17 protein-coding genes are annotated in these 16,605 nt (G+C 50.3%); 8 read left to right on the forward strand and 9 right to left on the reverse strand.

Annotated features, from left to right (window positions below; translation table 11 throughout):
* Positions 1 to 80 precede the first annotated feature (80 nt).
* Positions 81 to 1,478 carry a cysteine--tRNA ligase gene (cysS, locus tag JVX88_RS04110; protein WP_211626004.1) on the forward strand — a complete coding sequence of 466 codons (1,398 nt, stop codon included), beginning with the start codon at positions 81 to 83 and terminating at the stop codon, positions 1,476 to 1,478.
* 3 nt (positions 1,479 to 1,481) lie between these two features.
* Here the strand turns inward: cysS and JVX88_RS04115 are convergent, their stop codons facing one another.
* The 3 genes from JVX88_RS04115 to JVX88_RS04125 are packed head-to-tail and all read right to left on the reverse strand — an operon-like array spanning position 1,482 to position 5,539.
* Complete coding sequence (locus JVX88_RS04115; protein WP_211626006.1) at positions 1,482 to 2,999, reverse strand: glycosyltransferase family 39 protein; 1,518 nt, start codon at positions 2,997 to 2,999, stop codon at positions 1,482 to 1,484.
* A gap of 38 nt (positions 3,000 to 3,037) precedes the next feature.
* Positions 3,038 to 3,631, reverse strand: a complete 594-nt coding sequence (locus JVX88_RS04120) for a cysteine dioxygenase (protein WP_211626008.1) — start codon at positions 3,629 to 3,631, stop codon at positions 3,038 to 3,040.
* A 6-nt stretch (positions 3,632 to 3,637) separates the two neighbouring features.
* Positions 3,638 to 5,539 carry a protein-disulfide reductase DsbD family protein gene (locus JVX88_RS04125; RefSeq protein WP_225931460.1) on the reverse strand — a complete coding sequence of 634 codons (1,902 nt, stop codon included), beginning with the start codon at positions 5,537 to 5,539 and terminating at the stop codon, positions 3,638 to 3,640.
* 160 nt (positions 5,540 to 5,699) lie between these two features.
* Here JVX88_RS04125 and JVX88_RS38060 point away from each other — a divergent pair, with 160 nt between their 5' ends.
* The 6 genes from JVX88_RS38060 (at position 5,700) to JVX88_RS04155 (ending at position 10,153) form a co-directional block, all read left to right on the forward strand.
* Positions 5,700 to 6,179, forward strand: coding sequence for a thiamine pyrophosphate-dependent enzyme (locus JVX88_RS38060; RefSeq protein WP_225931334.1), 480 nt, complete (start codon positions 5,700 to 5,702; stop codon positions 6,177 to 6,179).
* The gene (locus tag JVX88_RS04135) at positions 6,166 to 6,543 is read left to right on the forward strand and encodes a hypothetical protein (RefSeq protein ID WP_211626011.1); all 378 of its coding nucleotides are present in this window, start codon (positions 6,166 to 6,168) and stop codon (positions 6,541 to 6,543) included. Before JVX88_RS38060 ends, JVX88_RS04135 begins: the two co-directional genes overlap by 14 nt.
* 19 nt (positions 6,544 to 6,562) lie before the next feature.
* Positions 6,563 to 7,063: a hypothetical protein gene (locus JVX88_RS04140; RefSeq protein ID WP_211626013.1), complete on the forward strand. Its 501-nt coding sequence runs from the start codon at positions 6,563 to 6,565 to the stop codon at positions 7,061 to 7,063.
* A gap of 102 nt (positions 7,064 to 7,165) precedes the next feature.
* A complete protein-coding gene (locus JVX88_RS04145) occupies positions 7,166 to 8,071 on the forward strand; it encodes a beta/gamma crystallin-related protein (protein WP_211626015.1) in 906 nt (301 codons plus the stop codon).
* A gap of 119 nt (positions 8,072 to 8,190) precedes the next feature.
* Positions 8,191 to 8,952, forward strand: a complete 762-nt coding sequence (locus JVX88_RS04150) for a YbaY family lipoprotein (RefSeq protein WP_211626017.1) — start codon at positions 8,191 to 8,193, stop codon at positions 8,950 to 8,952.
* A gap of 148 nt (positions 8,953 to 9,100) precedes the next feature.
* Complete coding sequence (locus JVX88_RS04155) at positions 9,101 to 10,153, forward strand: 2-oxoacid:ferredoxin oxidoreductase subunit beta (RefSeq protein WP_211626019.1); 1,053 nt, start codon at positions 9,101 to 9,103, stop codon at positions 10,151 to 10,153.
* A 65-nt stretch (positions 10,154 to 10,218) separates the two neighbouring features.
* Here the strand turns inward: JVX88_RS04155 and ttcA are convergent, their stop codons facing one another.
* Positions 10,219 to 11,121: a tRNA 2-thiocytidine(32) synthetase TtcA gene (gene ttcA, locus JVX88_RS04160; RefSeq protein WP_225931335.1), complete on the reverse strand. Its 903-nt coding sequence runs from the start codon at positions 11,119 to 11,121 to the stop codon at positions 10,219 to 10,221.
* A gap of 234 nt (positions 11,122 to 11,355) precedes the next feature.
* On the opposite strand from ttcA, the gene JVX88_RS04165 reads away from it, so the two are divergent.
* Entirely contained in the window at positions 11,356 to 12,039 is a 684-nt protein-coding gene (locus JVX88_RS04165; RefSeq protein ID WP_211626021.1) for a polymer-forming cytoskeletal protein, read from the forward strand.
* Positions 12,040 to 12,108: 69 nt separating this feature from the next.
* On the opposite strand, the gene JVX88_RS04170 is transcribed toward JVX88_RS04165, so the two are convergent.
* From JVX88_RS04170 to JVX88_RS04190, 5 genes are all read right to left on the reverse strand, one after another.
* Positions 12,109 to 12,693: a 5-formyltetrahydrofolate cyclo-ligase gene (locus JVX88_RS04170; protein WP_211626022.1), complete on the reverse strand. Its 585-nt coding sequence runs from the start codon at positions 12,691 to 12,693 to the stop codon at positions 12,109 to 12,111.
* On the reverse strand, positions 12,693 to 13,817 hold the full coding sequence (gene mnmA, locus JVX88_RS04175) for a tRNA 2-thiouridine(34) synthase MnmA (protein ID WP_211626024.1): 1,125 nt from the start codon (positions 13,815 to 13,817) through the stop codon (positions 12,693 to 12,695). Before mnmA ends, JVX88_RS04170 begins: the two co-directional genes overlap by 1 nt.
* A gap of 27 nt (positions 13,818 to 13,844) precedes the next feature.
* The gene (locus JVX88_RS04180; protein ID WP_211626026.1) at positions 13,845 to 14,342 is read right to left on the reverse strand and encodes a hypothetical protein; all 498 of its coding nucleotides are present in this window, start codon (positions 14,340 to 14,342) and stop codon (positions 13,845 to 13,847) included.
* A 315-nt stretch (positions 14,343 to 14,657) separates the two neighbouring features.
* Positions 14,658 to 15,773 (reverse strand): hypothetical protein, encoded by a 1,116-nt coding sequence (locus tag JVX88_RS04185; protein WP_211626028.1) that lies wholly within the window; start codon positions 15,771 to 15,773, stop codon positions 14,658 to 14,660.
* A gap of 92 nt (positions 15,774 to 15,865) precedes the next feature.
* Positions 15,866 to 16,516, reverse strand: coding sequence for a methyltransferase domain-containing protein (locus tag JVX88_RS04190; RefSeq protein ID WP_211626030.1), 651 nt, complete (start codon positions 16,514 to 16,516; stop codon positions 15,866 to 15,868).
* Positions 16,517 to 16,605 lie beyond the last annotated feature (89 nt).

Consider the following 16,605-nt stretch of genomic DNA (forward strand, 5'->3'; position numbering starts at 1 on the left):
CTTAAACTTCTTTTTTGATTTCTTTGAGTTAATTGGTAATCATAAACTTTTATATAAATTCTATCGGGATCTGCTCACCTATGCTGAGATTTTTTAATACTTTAACCAGACAAATTGAGGATTTTCAGCCTATCGAAGACGGCAAGGTGCGGATGTATATCTGTGGGCCGACAGTGTGGAATTTTGCACACATCGGCAATTTCCGGACGTTTGTTTTCGGTGATATTCTGCGGCGGTACCTTAAATTCAAGGGCTACGAACTGACGCATGTAATGAATCTGACCGACATCGACGACCGGATCATCAACGAAGCGGCAGCGAGAAATATCTCGATAGATGAATTCACCGCACCATATACGCAATATTTTCTTGAAGATTTTGACGCCTTGGGCAACGAACGGCCTGAGATAATGCCGCGTGCGACACATCACATCGCCGAAATGATCGAGATCATCTCGAAACTGCTCGAAAACGGCCACGCTTACGAATCCGACGGCTCGATCTATTACCGAATTGCGGCGTTCCCTGAATACGGAAAACTGTCAAAGATCAAATTTGAAGGTAATATCGCCGGCGGCAGTGAACGCATCGACACCGACAAATACGACAAAGAGGACGCGCGCGACTTTGCTTTATGGAAACTTGTCGGCGAAAATGAACAGCCCGGTTGGGACGCTCCGTTCGGCCGAGGCCGTCCGGGCTGGCATATCGAATGCTCCGCGATGGCAATGAAATATCTTGGCCCTACGTTTGACTTACACGCCGGGGGCCAAGACCTGCAGTTCCCTCACCACGAGAACGAGATCGCCCAATCAGAAGGCTCGACCGGCAAGCAGTTCGCAAAGTATTGGATACACAGCGAATTCCTAAAGATCGACGACGTAACGATGTCGAAGTCGAAAGGAAACTTTTTCACGTTCCGCGATCTGACAAAGCAGGGCTATTCTCCGCTCGCTATCAGGTATCTCCTGCTCTCAGTGCCCTATCGGAAGCAGCTGAATTTTACTTTCGAAGGCCTTCACGGAGCGGAATCGACGGTCGAGCGGCTGAGAAACTTCCGTTCGCTTGTAAAAGAAAGCGGTGGCAGCGCCGATGAACGCGACGCGGTCGAGCTGGTCATACTGGCGTTGCGCAAATTCACCGCCGCGATGGACGACGACCTGAACACGGCCGCAGCATTGGCAGCCGTTCACGATCTGGTGCGCGAAGTGAACGTCATCATGAGCGAGCGTCCGCTGTCGCCCGAAGAACGAGATGCCGTTCTCGACGCAGTCGGGAAATTCAACATGGTTCTCGGGATCTTTGGCGAGGAAGATGATGCGATGCTGGATGCCGATATCGAAGCTCTTATCAAAGAACGTCAGCAGGCACGAGCAAACCGCGATTTCGCACGCTCTGACCATATCCGCGACGAACTCGCCGCAAAAGGCATCATTCTGGAGGACACGAAGGAAGGTGTTCGGTGGAAGAGAAAATGATCTTTAGTAAACTTTAACTATAAATGTTTTCTGCGAACGAGCATAGATCGATCCGACCGGCTTCCACTCGAACCCAATGTCGCTGAATACCTGCAGCAGCGGCCTTCGCTTCTTGTTGAATTGTGAATCCCTAAAAACAATGAACGATGGACTCTTTGCGACCTCCCCAATATCGATCCTTTTTACGCCGTCGAATCCGCGAGGAAGAAAATAAGCCTTGTCCTCTGAGATTCCATTGATGCCATCTATTTTAAACACCTGGAATCTTTCATCTCGCCGTAAAGCAAACCAAAGATGATAAGCCGATAAATCCTCGAATGTATATACAGGTGTAGGACCCGGGGCAGTTTGAGCGATCGTTTCAGCTGCCTTTTCCCAAGAACACCAGACATACTCGGCCCTAGGTCTCGCGAGTTGAAGAACTAATGCCGACGCGATAATGAACACGATAGTTATCAATACTATCCAACGTAATATCACGCCTGAAATGTCCGTCAGAAGCATCGCGATCAAGATCAAAGTCGGTGGATAAATAATTATCAGATGCCGTGAACCCCAAATTGAATGCGGCAGAAACCAGCTTGCGGTAAAAGCCATTAGGATCGGTGCTCCGATAAATATCGCCAGAAAATAGACCTCTTGTTTATCGTCAGCCTCTCTCCAATGTATGAAGTAGGTTATCTTGACAACTGCGATCAGCAACAGAAACGGTATCGAAATGTAATAAAGTGAGGCAGGCTCCGCATTGCTCGCTTGGAAATAGAATGGCTCGATAAGGTCAAAAACAAATTGTACGATCTGAGTTATCCCCGGACGTTCTATCCAACCTATATTCTGTTCGAGTTCGGAACCGGTGGTTGTCGCTCGGTAGATCGCGATCATCCAAGGCACGAATGAGGCAAAGGTCAGAGCAAACATCAAAAGTGTCTGTCGTATCTTTATTCGTTGAAAGATAAGGATCGCTACTACCTCAGAACCAACGACCAACCAACCGAAGTAATGTGTGTGAACAAGCAGGATGTTGACAAAGATCAAAGCGGTGAAGCTCTTTCCTTTGATAAAGTAACGCGAAAAAAGCCAGATCGACATCAGCGAAAAAAAGAGCAGCAGGCTGTACATCCTTACTTCCTGAGCATACTTTATAAGAGCTCCGTTCACTGCAAGTAAAAGAAGAGCAATGATAATCGTCTGCGTTTTAAGCTTCAGCTCTCTGCAAACCAACAAGAATGGAAAAAGAGCGAGTACTGAGAACAAGACCGGAAAGAGACGAAGCCAGAGCAAACTTTCGCCGCCGATCGCTATCCAAATTTTAAGAAGCAGATAGAATAATGGCGGATGGATAAGATCCTGAGCGATGAAAGACAGCAAACCTCTCCAGGTATGCTCAGCAGCATGAACCCCGAAGATCTCATCGAACCATAGGCAAGGATCGGTCAGGCCCCATAGCCTGACGCCGACATAGAATGCGCATACTCCTATTATCGCCGCACTAGATCTTTCGGATGAAAGAATACGTTTCACTTTGGATCACCGAAGGGGGTCGATCAAAGATTGATGGTTCAAAGCTTGACACCGTCGCACAACTTCCCGTCAACGCTTGTATAGAAAAGCTGCACTTCCTTGAAGGTATCTGTGTCTCGGCAGTATGAGAGACATCGGTCGTAGGGTTTAGAGTAAATATGGATACTGACCGCACGCTCATCGAATTCGGCAAGGTTAAGTATCTGGTGGATGGGTTCCTCCAATTCCACCTTGGCCGCAAGACAATCTGAAAGCTCGAATGAATCCGTTTCACGCAGTTTGCAGAGTCCTTTGCTCTCATCAATGGATTCAACGGCGAAATTCTGTCCCTTCAGCCGGCCGATCGGCACCATCATCCAACATCGCTGTTCGGAATGATTGTGGATACGCGAGACCTGGCCTTTATCCCAGCAGATCGCCATCATTTCAAAGCGGTCGTCCTTGTAGATAAGATTGCGTGTGTAAAATGTCGGGCTCCAGTAGAGAAATCTTTGGAGAGAATCTATCTGAACAGGATGCGAAGCAAGAAAATCGTAAACCGGTTCGCATTTGAACTCTTCGTCAGGGATCGACCTGAGTCCTTCTACCAATTCTGCTATTGGAATACGCTTTGCTTCGGCAACTTGCATCATGACCGCCTAATTTTCCTGTCCTTTTCTCAAAAAGTCAACGAATTCATCAACATTCCGTGTCAGTCCCGGGAAGGTCGCTTTTATCTTCCCTTCCGAATCCACTATTGCGTAAAACGGCAAAGCCACCGTCTTGAAGGTCGATTCCTGATACTTCTGCTGACGTTCGTAAACCTCACCCATCCCGTCCGTGTAGAGTGAGACCAGCACCATCTTCTTAAACTCCGCCTCAACATCCGGTTTTGGAAAAATATTCGCTTCCATCCAGCGGCAGTTCGTGCAGGTATAGCCCGTGAAATCCAGGAACACACGCTTATCCTCGGCTTTTGCCCTTTCGAACGCTCCTTCCAGGTCGTCCTTTATCCATTTGACGCCGGCACCGTTTCCACCCATTGTCTGAGCCGAGGCTTTATTTAGGTCAGGAGGAAGAAAGGCTTCAAGCTCGCCAAGTCTTGCCCCGAAAAGTCCTGTTATCAACCAAAAACTTATCGCCAGACTTACGATAGCGGAAGCCAGGCGTACCGCACCTATCCTTTCAGGCTTTGAATCATGGGCCAATTGAAACTTGCCAAGCAGATAGATCGCAAGAATGATCCCGATCGCGATCCATACTGAAAGAACCACTTCTCTCGTAAAGATCCCCCATTTCCAAACCAGATCAACGTTCGATAAAAACTTCATCGCCGCCGCCACTTCGAGAAAACCCATCGAGACCTTCACTGAGTTCATCCAACCGCCGGCCCGAGGCAAGCTTGACGCCCATTGCGGCACAAGCGCAAGCACAAAGAAAGGAAGGGCAAATACGGTGGAGAATGCGAGCATCCCGACAAGCGGCATTTGCCAATCGCCTTGTGACGCTGATACGAGAATCGTTCCAACGAAAGGCGATGTACATGTAAATGACGTAAGCGTAAACGTCAGTCCCATCAGCAGTGCACCGATTATTCCGCTGCCTTCTCCTTCATGCGAACGTGTTATGCTATCGAGCCTGCTCAATACGCTTGATGGGATCGTGATCTCATATGCGCCGAACAGATTAAACGCGAAGAACAAAAATATCGCCGTAATGAGAAGATTCACCCACGGATTCGCCGCAAAAAGGTTTATGCCAGCCGCCCCGACAAGGATCGCGAGCAACATCCCCAAAAGTGTGAATGTAGCGATTATTCCCAGCGAATAGATCGTCGCAAGTTTTACAGATTTCGCACGGCTACCCGATGCATGGTTAGTAAAATATGAGACCGTGATCGGGATCATCGGGAAGACACAAGGCGTCAGAAGCGACAGAGCTCCGAGGGTAACGGCAAGCCATATGAATGCCCAAAGGTCAGTTGGGCGCTGTCTTTCAAAAGGAACGGTAGTTCCGCTGCTATCGGGATCAATGTTCTCGGTTGGCGGTGAAGCAAACGGCCTGTTCTGTGCTTCTTCTCCTTCAAATGAGACTTTCTTTACACGCGGCGGAAGACAAAGCGTGTCATTACAAACCTGAAATCGGACATCGATCCGAAGTTCAGCGAGGGTCACTTCTTTTAGCGGTTTAACGACCAGGTCAAAGGCCGCGTGCTCCGTGTAGAACCGCGACTGCAGCGGCTTGCCATCGACGACGAAATTAGGATCAGCCTTTGCAAGCGGCTCTGCAGCCTGTGTTGAACGAACAAGTTCGAATGGTGAGGCGTCTGAAATACGTATGACCGTCGCGATCGGCCCACCCTGCGGCTGATCCATTGCATAGAGATACCAGCCCGGCTCGACGTTAACCTTTAACGTTACTTTAGACTCCGCGGAACTCAGGATATTTCGACCCGCAGCATCACTATCATTTTCAAGGATCCAGCGGGTCGGATCCTGCGCGCTGACCGAGAAAGAAAAAAGAATCAGCAGAAATATGGTCTTTAAGAGTCTTACTGGCATCACTGCTTTAAATCTTATTATTAAACGGTCAATTCCGACAAAGGTTATAAATACAATGCACACAAAACGCGAATTTTGCTTTTATTTCATTCGGTTCGCTATAATGAGAAGTTATTCTATTTCCGACAATCATGTTCGGAAATGTGTGGAGGAATAGGACTTGGCAAGATCCGCAACAGCAAATAAAGCCGAAAGCAAAAAGGTCCGATCAAACGGCAATGGTCAGGATAAAAGTTTGTCCAATGGACGCAGCGATCTGAAAGCCGTGGTCGATCTGATGCAGGCCGAATATGAGAAGCGTCGCAAATCTCAGATCGAAGCCATAAAACAAACGGACAAGAAGCTGCTCCGCGAGATGCTTTATCAAATGGTGCTCGGCCGCGTATTTGAAGAAAAGGCCGCTGAGGTCTATCGGATGGGTAAGATCGGCGGCTTCTGTCACCTTTACATCGGCCAGGAAGCCATTGCCATCGGCTCTATGATGGCGCTTGAGCCTACTGATATGGTTATCACGTCTTACCGCGACCACGTTCAGGCAATGGTCAAAGGTATCGCGCCAGAGGCTGTGATGGCTGAGCTCTACGGCAAAGAGGGCGGTTGCGTAAAGGGCAAAGGCGGCTCGATTGGTGCCGCAACCTGAGATCCGGTTGGCAGTCAGCGGTCAGCAGTCAGCAGTAAATTCGGATTCAGAGATCCGCAATGGTGTAATTTATTTCGGCACATCATCATACGCCGCTGAAGAAGCCCTCGAGTTGCTCGCCGCCGATGGCATTCACCTCGACGCAATGCGGGCTCGCGGTTTTCCGTTCGGCAAGTCATTCCGCGATTTCGTTGATTCGCACGCCACGCTGTTCGTCATCGAACAAAACCGCGACGCCCAATTCCGCAGCCTGATGATGATAGAGCTGGGTGTCGATCCGGCAAAGCTGGTTTCCATTTTGAACTACGACGGAATGCCCATTACCGCTGATAATATCCATCGGCAGATAAAGGCCGCGTTTTGATCGCGAGCGCAGTGCGGCCTTGTCATTTACTAGAGTGAAGAAACAGCCGCTGACAAAAGCATTGAGCATAGCAAACCTGTTCGGTTTGATCCTTTATGTCGTCATTCCGCTGGTCTTGTTGCTGGTATTCAGTGTTCTCTTGAGCGCGGCGTCCGTGCTGGATCCGTTGCACGCAAAGTCACACGTTTCATCTGTTTGGACAAGTCTCGCGATCGTCTCCGGTTTTCAGATAGTTTTTTCGGTTTTCGCATGCACGCTTACTGCTATTGCGGTACGTCAGGCCGCTGAACGGGTGGGAGGGGCTGCGGCGTATCTGCTTTCGGCCGCGGTGGGGCTTTCGATCCACTGGTTATTGATGGCCTTATTGGGTTTTCCGGTCTATGCGGTCAGCCGTGACGAACTTTTCACTTCGTTCGCACTGCTTTTTGCATTCTTCACAACCCCCTTGGGAACTGCACTCGGGCTTATATGTGCTGCGATCCTGAATAGTAATAAATTAGCATTGAATAAGGCGGGTTGATCGGCCGGAAATTTTGCCCAAGCGTGTGTAATTAGTAGGTTGTAAACCTAGTCAAAGTGCGCCGCAATCAAGGCCCACACATTCTAAATTCGAGGAGAAGTTATGAAGAGCACAAGCGTTCTAGGTGGTTTTCTAATCGTTTTCACGTTCATGTTCACACTTGCCGTCGCCGAGACTAGTGCCCAGGTCGAGGAACGTGCCATGGGCGGCATCGGTCTGACGGTGTTCGTTGACCGCGATTTCCGCGGGTCTAGCGCGACCTACACAAGCGATATGCCGAGCCTTGCAGGTGTCGGTTTCAACCGCAATATCTCCAGCCTTCGAGTCGGCCCGAATGAGCAATGGCAGATCTGCGATCAGCCGAACTACCGTGGCACCTGCGTGGTCGTTTATGGTGAAGAACGCGATCTTCGCAGAAACAACTGGGACAACCGTATCCAGTCTTTTCGTCGCGTCGGCGGTGGAGGCGGTGGAACGACCCCACCTACACCAAATCCCTATATCGTGCTCTACGATCAGCCAAACTATCGCGGTAACCCAGCAAATTACGACGGTCCGGCAACTAACCTGAATCGTCGTGCTCAAAGCGTTACTATTGGAAGGGGCACTTGGGAATTTTGTGATGGCTGGAACTTCACCGGAAGGTGCATTACCCTGGATCGCAGCACACCTAACCTTGCATCTGTTGGAATGAGCCGCCGCGTGGCTTCGGTCCGGCCGGTAGGATTCGACCAGCCGGAGCCGCCGTTGGGCTCTGATTGGTATATTGTTCTTTACACTCAGGCAAACTACCGCGGCACCCCGACCAATTACCGGAGTGCTCAGCCGCGTATCAGCAAAACTACGGGAAGCGTAACGATCGGTAAAGGAGTTTGGGAGATATGCAGCGGGAACAACTTTACGGGCCGTTGCCAAACCCTAAATTCAAGCGTCCCGAATATGACTATATTTGGTATCTTTGGCAGGACGATACGTTCGTTGCGTCCCGTAGTGCCGCAACCTCGTTAAAGTTGCGATAAGCAGATCAAGGGCGTTGGAATAGATCCAACGCCTTTTTTTGTTGACCAAAGGTGGGTACTTCCCTCCGAACTCTGAGCGGGCGCTGCTTCTAAACAAACGGAGGTAATATGAGATACATGATCAGTATTTTTACCGGCGGTATATTGTTGGCCCTTTTGGGTATGGCGATCTTTTTCCAAGTAAATGCGGCGGCTTCAGAACTTGAAGGTACTGCCTGGAAACTTGTCAGATTCGAGGGCGGTGATGATACCGTGCTGGTTCCAGAAGAAGGGGTTTCGTATGAGCTGAAATTCAGGGCGGAAGGCAAAGTTACGGCTCGGATAAACTGCAATAATGGCTCCGGCACTTGGTCGTCCGAGGGTCCGAACCGTATAAAGTTTGGCCCGATGGCGGTTACTATGATGGCCTGCCCAAAAGGGCAGAATCTGGAGCGCTTTGGGCGTGACCTTGCGAACATTACCTCATATGTGATCCGGGACGGGAATCTTTATCTCGCTCTGATGGCCGACGGTGGTATTTATGAGTTTGCTCCATTGATAAGCGGTCAAAACATTTCCGGGAAGATAACTTATCGCGAAAGGATCGCAGTGGCGTCGGGGGTTGTGACTGTAAAGCTAACCGAACGGAAAGCGACCGGCAGCGCGACGACAACCATTGCCGAACATAGCTATGAAACGGGCGGAAAACAGATCCCGTTTGAATACGCGCTTGCTTTCGACCCCGCGAAGGTCAATCCCGGTGCGCGTTACACTCTCATCGCGACAATAACCGTAAACGGTCGCGTCTGGTTCCGCGGGTCCAAACAGGTCAACCTTTCAGGCAGGCAACCTGTCGCAGCTGATATGGTGCTGCGGCGGATCATACGGTAAGAACCAACGGCAGTTTCTTTTTCTAATGAGAAATTTACTTCGGGCCGGTGAGGATAGTTGAGATACAACGCCCATAGCCGGCTTTTCTTGTCAGCAGCAGGTCCGTTTCTTGCTATTGAAGCCTCCCAATTGTGCTAGGATTATAGCTATGACCTACGTCAGATCGACATTCAGACATCCGGCATTGCCGAAGAACGACCTTGGGTACACGGTTGATTATTATGAGGGCTCGCTTTCAACGCTGTGTGCGGGGTGCGGGCATGATTCGATCAACGCGGCGATCGTCGAGGCGTGTTGGCAGATGAATATCGAACCGCACAAGGTAGCGAAGCTTTCGGGCATCGGATGTTCATCAAAGTCGCCTGCTTATTTTCTCACCAATTCGCACGGTTTCAATTCCGTACACGGAAGGATGCCGAGTGTCGCTACGGGTGCCAATCTTGCAAATCGCGACCTGATCTATTTTGGCGTTTCCGGCGATGGAGATACGGCTTCTATAGGCATGGGCCAGTTCGTTCACGTTATCCGCCGAAATCTGCGTATGGTCTATCTTGTGATGAATAATGGCTGCTACGGCCTGACGAAAGGACAAGATTCGGCGACCGCGGATGCAGGCTCAAAGAATAAGACCGGCGTTGAGAATCTATTTGCCGCTATAGATCTTGCGAGTCTCGCGATAGAACTTGGTGCCACCTTTGTAGGTCAAAGTTTTTCGGGAGACAAAGAGCAGCTTGTGCCGCTGTTGAAGGCGGCGATGCGGCACAATGGTTTTGCATTCCTGAATGTGATCTCCCCGTGCGTTACTTTCAATAACAATGTCGGCTCGACCAAATCCTACGATTACGTCCGCGAACATATGGCCGCCACCGCCACGATGGATTTCATACCAATGATGCGTGAGATAAAGACCAGCTACGAAGCGGGTTCGGTCAAAGATCTGACGATGCACGACGGTTCTGTTATCCATCTGAACAAGCTAGCAAAGGATTGGGACCCGACCGACCGGCTTTCCGCAACGAACGCCGTTCGAGAGGCGAAACGGCGCGATGAGATACTGACAGGCCTGCTCTATATTGATGAGAGTTCAGTAGATCTGCACGAATTACTTGAAACAAGCGATAGACCGCTAAACTCGCTCGGGAAAGAAGAACTTTGTCCTGGAAGGACAGCTTTAGATGAACTCAATGCACGGCTTCGCTAGGCATTCTGTAAGCGTCCCGCGGCATTCTATAAAAGCCTGCTTTAATTCGACTTTCTCATCGTTCCTTATTCAGAGGCAAGTATCGCTTCACGCACGTTGTTCCCGATAGCTAATGGCATAAATTGCGGTTCGGAATGATCAAAAACTGCATCTAGTTCCTTCTCTACTGAACCGTGCCCTGCCGGGATCTTCTTGATGAGCGGTTCAAAGTTGCGAAAATCGTAAAGCTCGTTATCAAGCAGATGGGAGCTTGTAACATTGGTCAGCGCGGTCAATATCGACTGCCGTAGCGATGGTATCTCTTCGGCGAGTTCGCTAACTAGCCTCTTTACCCGAGCGCGCTTCAAATTAGGCTGCGAGCCGCAAAGATCGCACGGGATTATCGGAAACTGCTTCTCTTCGGCATAAGCGGCAATATCCGTTTCCTGACAATATGCCAGCGGGCGGATCACCGTATTGCGTCCATCGTCGCTCCGGAGGATCGGCGGCATGGCCTTTAGCTGCCCGACATAGAAAAGGTTCAAAAGAAAGGTATTTATTATGTCATCGCCGTGATGGCCGAGAGCTATTTTTGTACAGCCTTCTTCGACGGCGATGTTATACAAAATGCCGCGTCGTAGACGGCTGCAAAGTGAACAATACGTTTTGCCTTCGGGAATGTGATGTTTGACGATCGAATATGTGTCTTCCTCCACGATGCGGAACGGTACGCCTATCTTTGTCAGATGATCCGGGAGGACATTCGCCGGGAACCCGGGCTGCTTCTGATCAAGATTGACCGCAAGTATCTCAAAGCCGACAGGCGCCCGCTTTTGTACATCCAAGAGAAGATCAAGGAGGGTGTAGCTATCCTTTCCGCCGGAAATGCAGACCATTACTCGGTCGCCGTCCGCGATCATGCCAAAATCAGCGATCGCGCGGCCCATACGTTTTAAGAGTCGTGTCTTGGTCTTGCTTTCTACGAACAAAATTCAGCCTCCGGTCGAAATCCCTAATTTTCCCACGCGCTCGGACGAAATTCAACCCTATCAAATAAACTAGACATCAGCCTTGGCTCTCGTTTATTATCGTTTGGCAGGTACGTTTTGACACGGTCGAACCAATTCCACGTATATGATCGAACAAGTTCGCTCATCCGCTCCGGAATGATCTGCCGCCAAAAGTAATAAAAGTTCTAAAGGAGACATTGTAGTATGATCAGAATGGGAAATAAGTCCAAGACCGATATTTCTGATGCCCCGGATCTTCAATCAGCTTCCCCCGCCCAACCCGCTCAGCCGAGTTCATACGGTTATGGTAACGATGCGCCAAGCACGGTCTCTAAACCAACGACCGATAGCGAGAACATCGCACGGGACATAAAAGAAGGAAAGCTTAGCGGATTTGTCGGCCACGGCACATCGCTGACCGGCGACACCAACTTTCAGATGATGCTGCGTGTTGACGGCCATCTGACGGGCACTGTTTCTTCGGACGGTGGAACCCTGATCGTAGGCAATAATGGCCAGCTTGATGCGAATGTTTCCGTCGGTGTGGCAAATGTGAATGGGGTTATCAATGGCGACGTTGTTGCGTCTGAAAAGGTACATCTGGGCCGCACGGCAAAATTGATCGGAAATATCACTACTCCTAAATTGATCATTGAAGAAGGAGCTATCTTTGAAGGCGGCTGTACGATGCTGAAGGCACGTGCTGACCAGGAAAAAACAACCGCGGCTTCCAGCAGTCCTTCATCTTACGGCAGTTCATCGACATCAACAGCTTCGAGCACATCAGGCTCGTCGTCGTATTCGGGCAGTTCGACTTCTACGGCCGCATCCTCAACAACAAGCTCGTCCTCAACAAAGGACGAGAACAAGGCAAAAACCGAAACGGCAAAGGTTTAAGACTTTTGATCGTCAGCAAGAAAAGAGCCTGTCAGGAATGGCAGGTTCTTTCTTTTTGTTTGGCAGGATCTAATTTGGCGGGCCAAAACGATAGGTCCGTGCCGGCGTGATGCAGATATCCAGCGGTACGTCTTTTTCTGAAACATCTCTTATCATCTCGACCGGAGGAAAACCGCTGAGTCCGACCTTTAGACTATCTCCGCGGCACCGCGACAAGAAACTGTCGTAAAATCCCTTGCCATATCCAACGCGATGGCCGAACAGATCGAAACAAAGCAACGGCACTAAAATGATATCGAGTTCTTCGGGTTCGGCCGTGTTACCGCTAGCGGGCTCACGAACGTTCCAGCCATTCTCTACAAGCGGCGTTTCCGCATCGAACTCGATCGATGTCAACTCTCCCGTTTCGGCGTCGCATCGCGGAGCAAAGGTCGCGATCCCTCGTAGCTGCTGCCAGATGCGAAAGTAGATATTTGATGTATCGACCTCATTGAACTTTGGTATGCGAATGAATGTATGCAGAGTGCGTACTTCGCTTAGATCTATCTCCTCAAAGAAGCGGGCAGCTATGCGTTGGCTGGCTGCGGACAGCTCAGTTGCGGTCAAAGACTGCCGCCTTCGCTTAAATTCTTTTCGGAGTTCGGATTTATACATCAGGAAGGTTCTCGCACGATCCATCCACCGCCGATTACTTCTTCACCCGTTTCTATATCGTAGAATATCGTTGCCTGTCCGGGAGTTATCGCACGTTGGGGAGCATCAAAAACGATTCGTGCTTTGGCATCCGGCAAAGCATGAATGGTGGCGGGAGCTGGTTCGTGACGGTAGCGGACCTTTACAAGAGCTCGGACCGGATCGGCAGGTTCATCAAAGGCGACCCAATTGACGCCTTTTGCCGTGAACTCAAGTGAATCAAGTTCGTCCGCCTCCCCGACAATTATTTGATTGCGTGCGCGCTCGATCTGCACAACATAGAGTGGTTTTTCATTCGCGATACCCAATCCGCGGCGCTGTCCGATCGTGTAGCGATGAATACCAGTGTGTGTGCCGACTACTTCGCCGGATATGTCAACTATCTCGCCGCCTTCGGGTATCTCACTTTCACGGCCTGCGTGTGAAAGAAATCGGTCTATGAACTCAGAATATTTGCCATCAGGGACAAAGCAGATCTCTTGCGATTCCTGCTTGTCCGCCGTATAGAGAGCGGCATTGCGCGCGATGTCGCGAACCGTGTCCTTCTGTAATTCACCCAGCGGGAACATCGCGCGCGAAAGCTGATCTTGTGTAAGTTCCCAAAGAAAATAGCTTTGATCCTTCCAATGATCCTTGCCGCGAAAGAGTCTATATCTATTTGCGTTGTTGTCATAATCAACTCGAGCGTAGTGTCCGGTCGCAACCTTATCGCAGCCCAGCGAGCGGGCCATTTTATCAAGTGATGCGAACTTCAAACGTGAATTGCACGCAACACACGGGATAGGCGTTTCGCCGGAAAGATAGCCCTGAATAAAGGGCTCGACCACGTCGCGGTCAAAATCCTTTTCAAGATTTAGAACGTAAAACGGAAAGCCGAGAGAATCAGCCACGCGGCGTGCATCGTAAACATCGTCAAGCGAGCAGCATCGAGAGGGAAGCGGATCCCCGTTTTCATCAACATTCACGTGCCGCCTCTGATCCCAAAGCTGCATCGTGAAGCCGACAAGCTCGTGCCCCTCTTCTTTTAACATCGCTGCAGCCGCCGAACTATCGACGCCGCCGCTCATTGCAACCGCTATCTTCACCGCAAATCGATCGTAAACAAGCTACTATTATACCGCACCCAGGGCCGGGTGCAGGAATACCGGCGTCTTGCAACGCCTACCTATTCTTTTTGCGGTCGTACTCGATGGCTTTTTGGCAAGTTTCTTTCCTTCTATCTTTGCCTTGCTGCTAAATCCATAGGTGAATTCAGGATACGGCTCTTGGCGAATGGTCCAGATCCGCCGCCCATCCACATTTGTGATCCAGGCCACGACGTCCCATTGCGCCATATCGATCGGATCCGGATCCTTTGCTTTACTTCGGATGCGGTCGTTTATCGAGGGCTGATGAGCATAGTCGTTCATCGCCATAGTTCCCTGAAGTATCCCATCAGCTTTCTTTTCCGAATCAACTAGCTCAAATCCGGTCTTTCCAAGCCAGCGTTTAAGGACTACCAAAAACTCAAGCCGTTCGGTCGAATATTTTTGGCACGGCAAGACCATACCGCCTACACGCGTGCCGCAGGAAGATAAGACGATCCTGAGAGAAGATTCGTCAACAAACACCTTTTTACACCCTTTAGTCGCTCAGCTGTTCCCGCCGATTGGGCAAAACTACCATGGCCATTGCAGGTACTAAAATTACCGGTCTCAATAAAGGGTTCATGTTCATCTATTCATACGATCTGACAACAAGAGGTCAGGTGAAAAGTCCTAAACGGGGAAAGCATCAGGTCTGTTTTTGACAAGCAGGTTTGTCGTAGATTGTCCAGAATTTGGCCAAGGCTTTGCGAATGTGTTCTGCCATAGGCGATCTTTATTGTCATTTCGTTAACTTAATTTAGAAAAAACACGTAAAGGTCGCTCTGAAGCGGACAAACATCACTTGGCTTGATCAGAGAGTAGAGGAGTCAAGCCTTCCCGGATCGAACGGGCGATCGCGGCCGAACCTTCCGGATTCGGGTGTCCGATGCTGGCAAGCTCGCAGAACCGCGTGCGATACCTTAGGCGCGTCTCGTTACGAAGTCCCCTTAGCGCGGGTGCACATTCTTGAAGTCTGATCTCGCCCTTCGGGTCGTCAGGCCTGCCTTTGCGTCCGGCTGTGAAAAGCAGAGATTCACGCGTTCCGAACGCCTGTCTCTCAGTGATCGGCGAAGGAACGAAGATGGCCCGCTCGCGGCCTGAGCTTGTGTTTAGTTCGTTTATGATCTCGCGAAATGTCTCATCAGAGCCCCGATGCCAAATGCGCGAGCGTTCGATCATCTTCCCTTTCCAAAGTCGCCAAAGATTTCTTTTAACAGGATTATTTATGAGCGGCTTTGCCCAACGCGGCCAATTGTAAAATTCTAAGATGTCGTTTACGATCCGCTTTATCGGCGTGTGGCGTGTGATGATCGGATAATAGCCGATCACCGCGATCTTCGCTGCAGGAAATTTCCGTGCTCCTTCAAGCAGCACCTCACGAAAATGTCCGCGAAGATAAAGGTCGATCCGTTCGCGGAGCCGTCGATTGCTTTCCAAAGGATTTATTATCTTCGCAACGCCGACGTCCGGGATGCCGCCGGAGATCAGAATAAGGTCCACTTGTTCAGGGTCCGCATAGTGTTCCGCGGCAGTTCTAAACTGCTTCTCTATGGTCGGAAAAGAGACGTTTATCTCAGGATGGAGTTCCTCAAATCCTGTTCTGTTAGCTCCTTCTAGTGCCGCCCGTTCTTCCGGATCAAGTTTTACCGTTGAGCCGGAGTGAGCCAAAACCTTTAGCTCGACCGGCAGCGAGCCTCCCAAGATCTCGCTCTCTATCCATTTTTTCGTAAGGTAATAGAATTTTTGGTCTTCGCGAAGTCCCTGTCCCCAGATTAGCGAATCACCTACAACGAGCATTTTGAACGCGCTGGGGGTTCCCGAAGGCGTTGACAATGATCTGCCCGCCAAGATCAGAGAGGCAAATGAACCGCCAAGTCCGCGGATGAATTCACGTCTTGAAAGTCCACTGTACATAAATGAATCCCGACAACTTAGATCAAATGATCTGATAAAAGCCCAAACGCAGATGAAACACTGTTACAGAAATACCCAGAGCCACAGTATGCTTAGCCGCGTTTCACGGCCCGAAACAGCATCAAATATACCTTCCGCGAATCGCCTGCGCTAAGCCGTTTTGCCCAACTGCTCTCGATCTTTGTCCATTCGCTTTTCTGCAATTCACGTATCTCGATCGGTTCAAATCCCGCACTTCGATATTTGGGAACTAGGTAAGAATGGATGAGGATCAGAGAAAGTACCGGAACGCCGAGCCGTTCAAGCTCTGCGCGGTCGCGCTCAGCGTCAACACCAAGAACGACCTCAAGCAAACAATCCCGTGCCGCTATCCGGCAAAGCGATGCAAGAGCTTCCGTATCGCCGATGGCTACCGCACGCAAAAGACTGCCCCACGGGAAATGAATGTGTATCTCGTCGGCAACGCCGTCAAACTCCTCGGGGAGCGTCTCGATGGCAGCCTCAACGAACATCACGTTCGGAAGTCCGCCCTTCGCCGGCTTCCGCGTTGCCCGCATCGCTGGCTTATCCAGCGGCTTTCTGTTCGCGTCCACGCCGATGAAGAACTTGTTCGGGTGGCTCTTGGCAACTGCGGACACAAAGCGACCGTCCCCCGTCCCGATGTCCATCACTATGCCTTCGCCGATACGGGGCGATACACTCTTCGAATTCTTTTCGCGTGAGTTATCAGACTGTGCTGCCACGGATACATCTGATCATAATAGATCTCCTATTAGAAGAATATTAGCACAAAAGAGATGCGGTCAGCTCTAATTCCCGACAAACGAAATGT

The organism is Leptolyngbya sp. 7M, assembly GCF_018128485.1.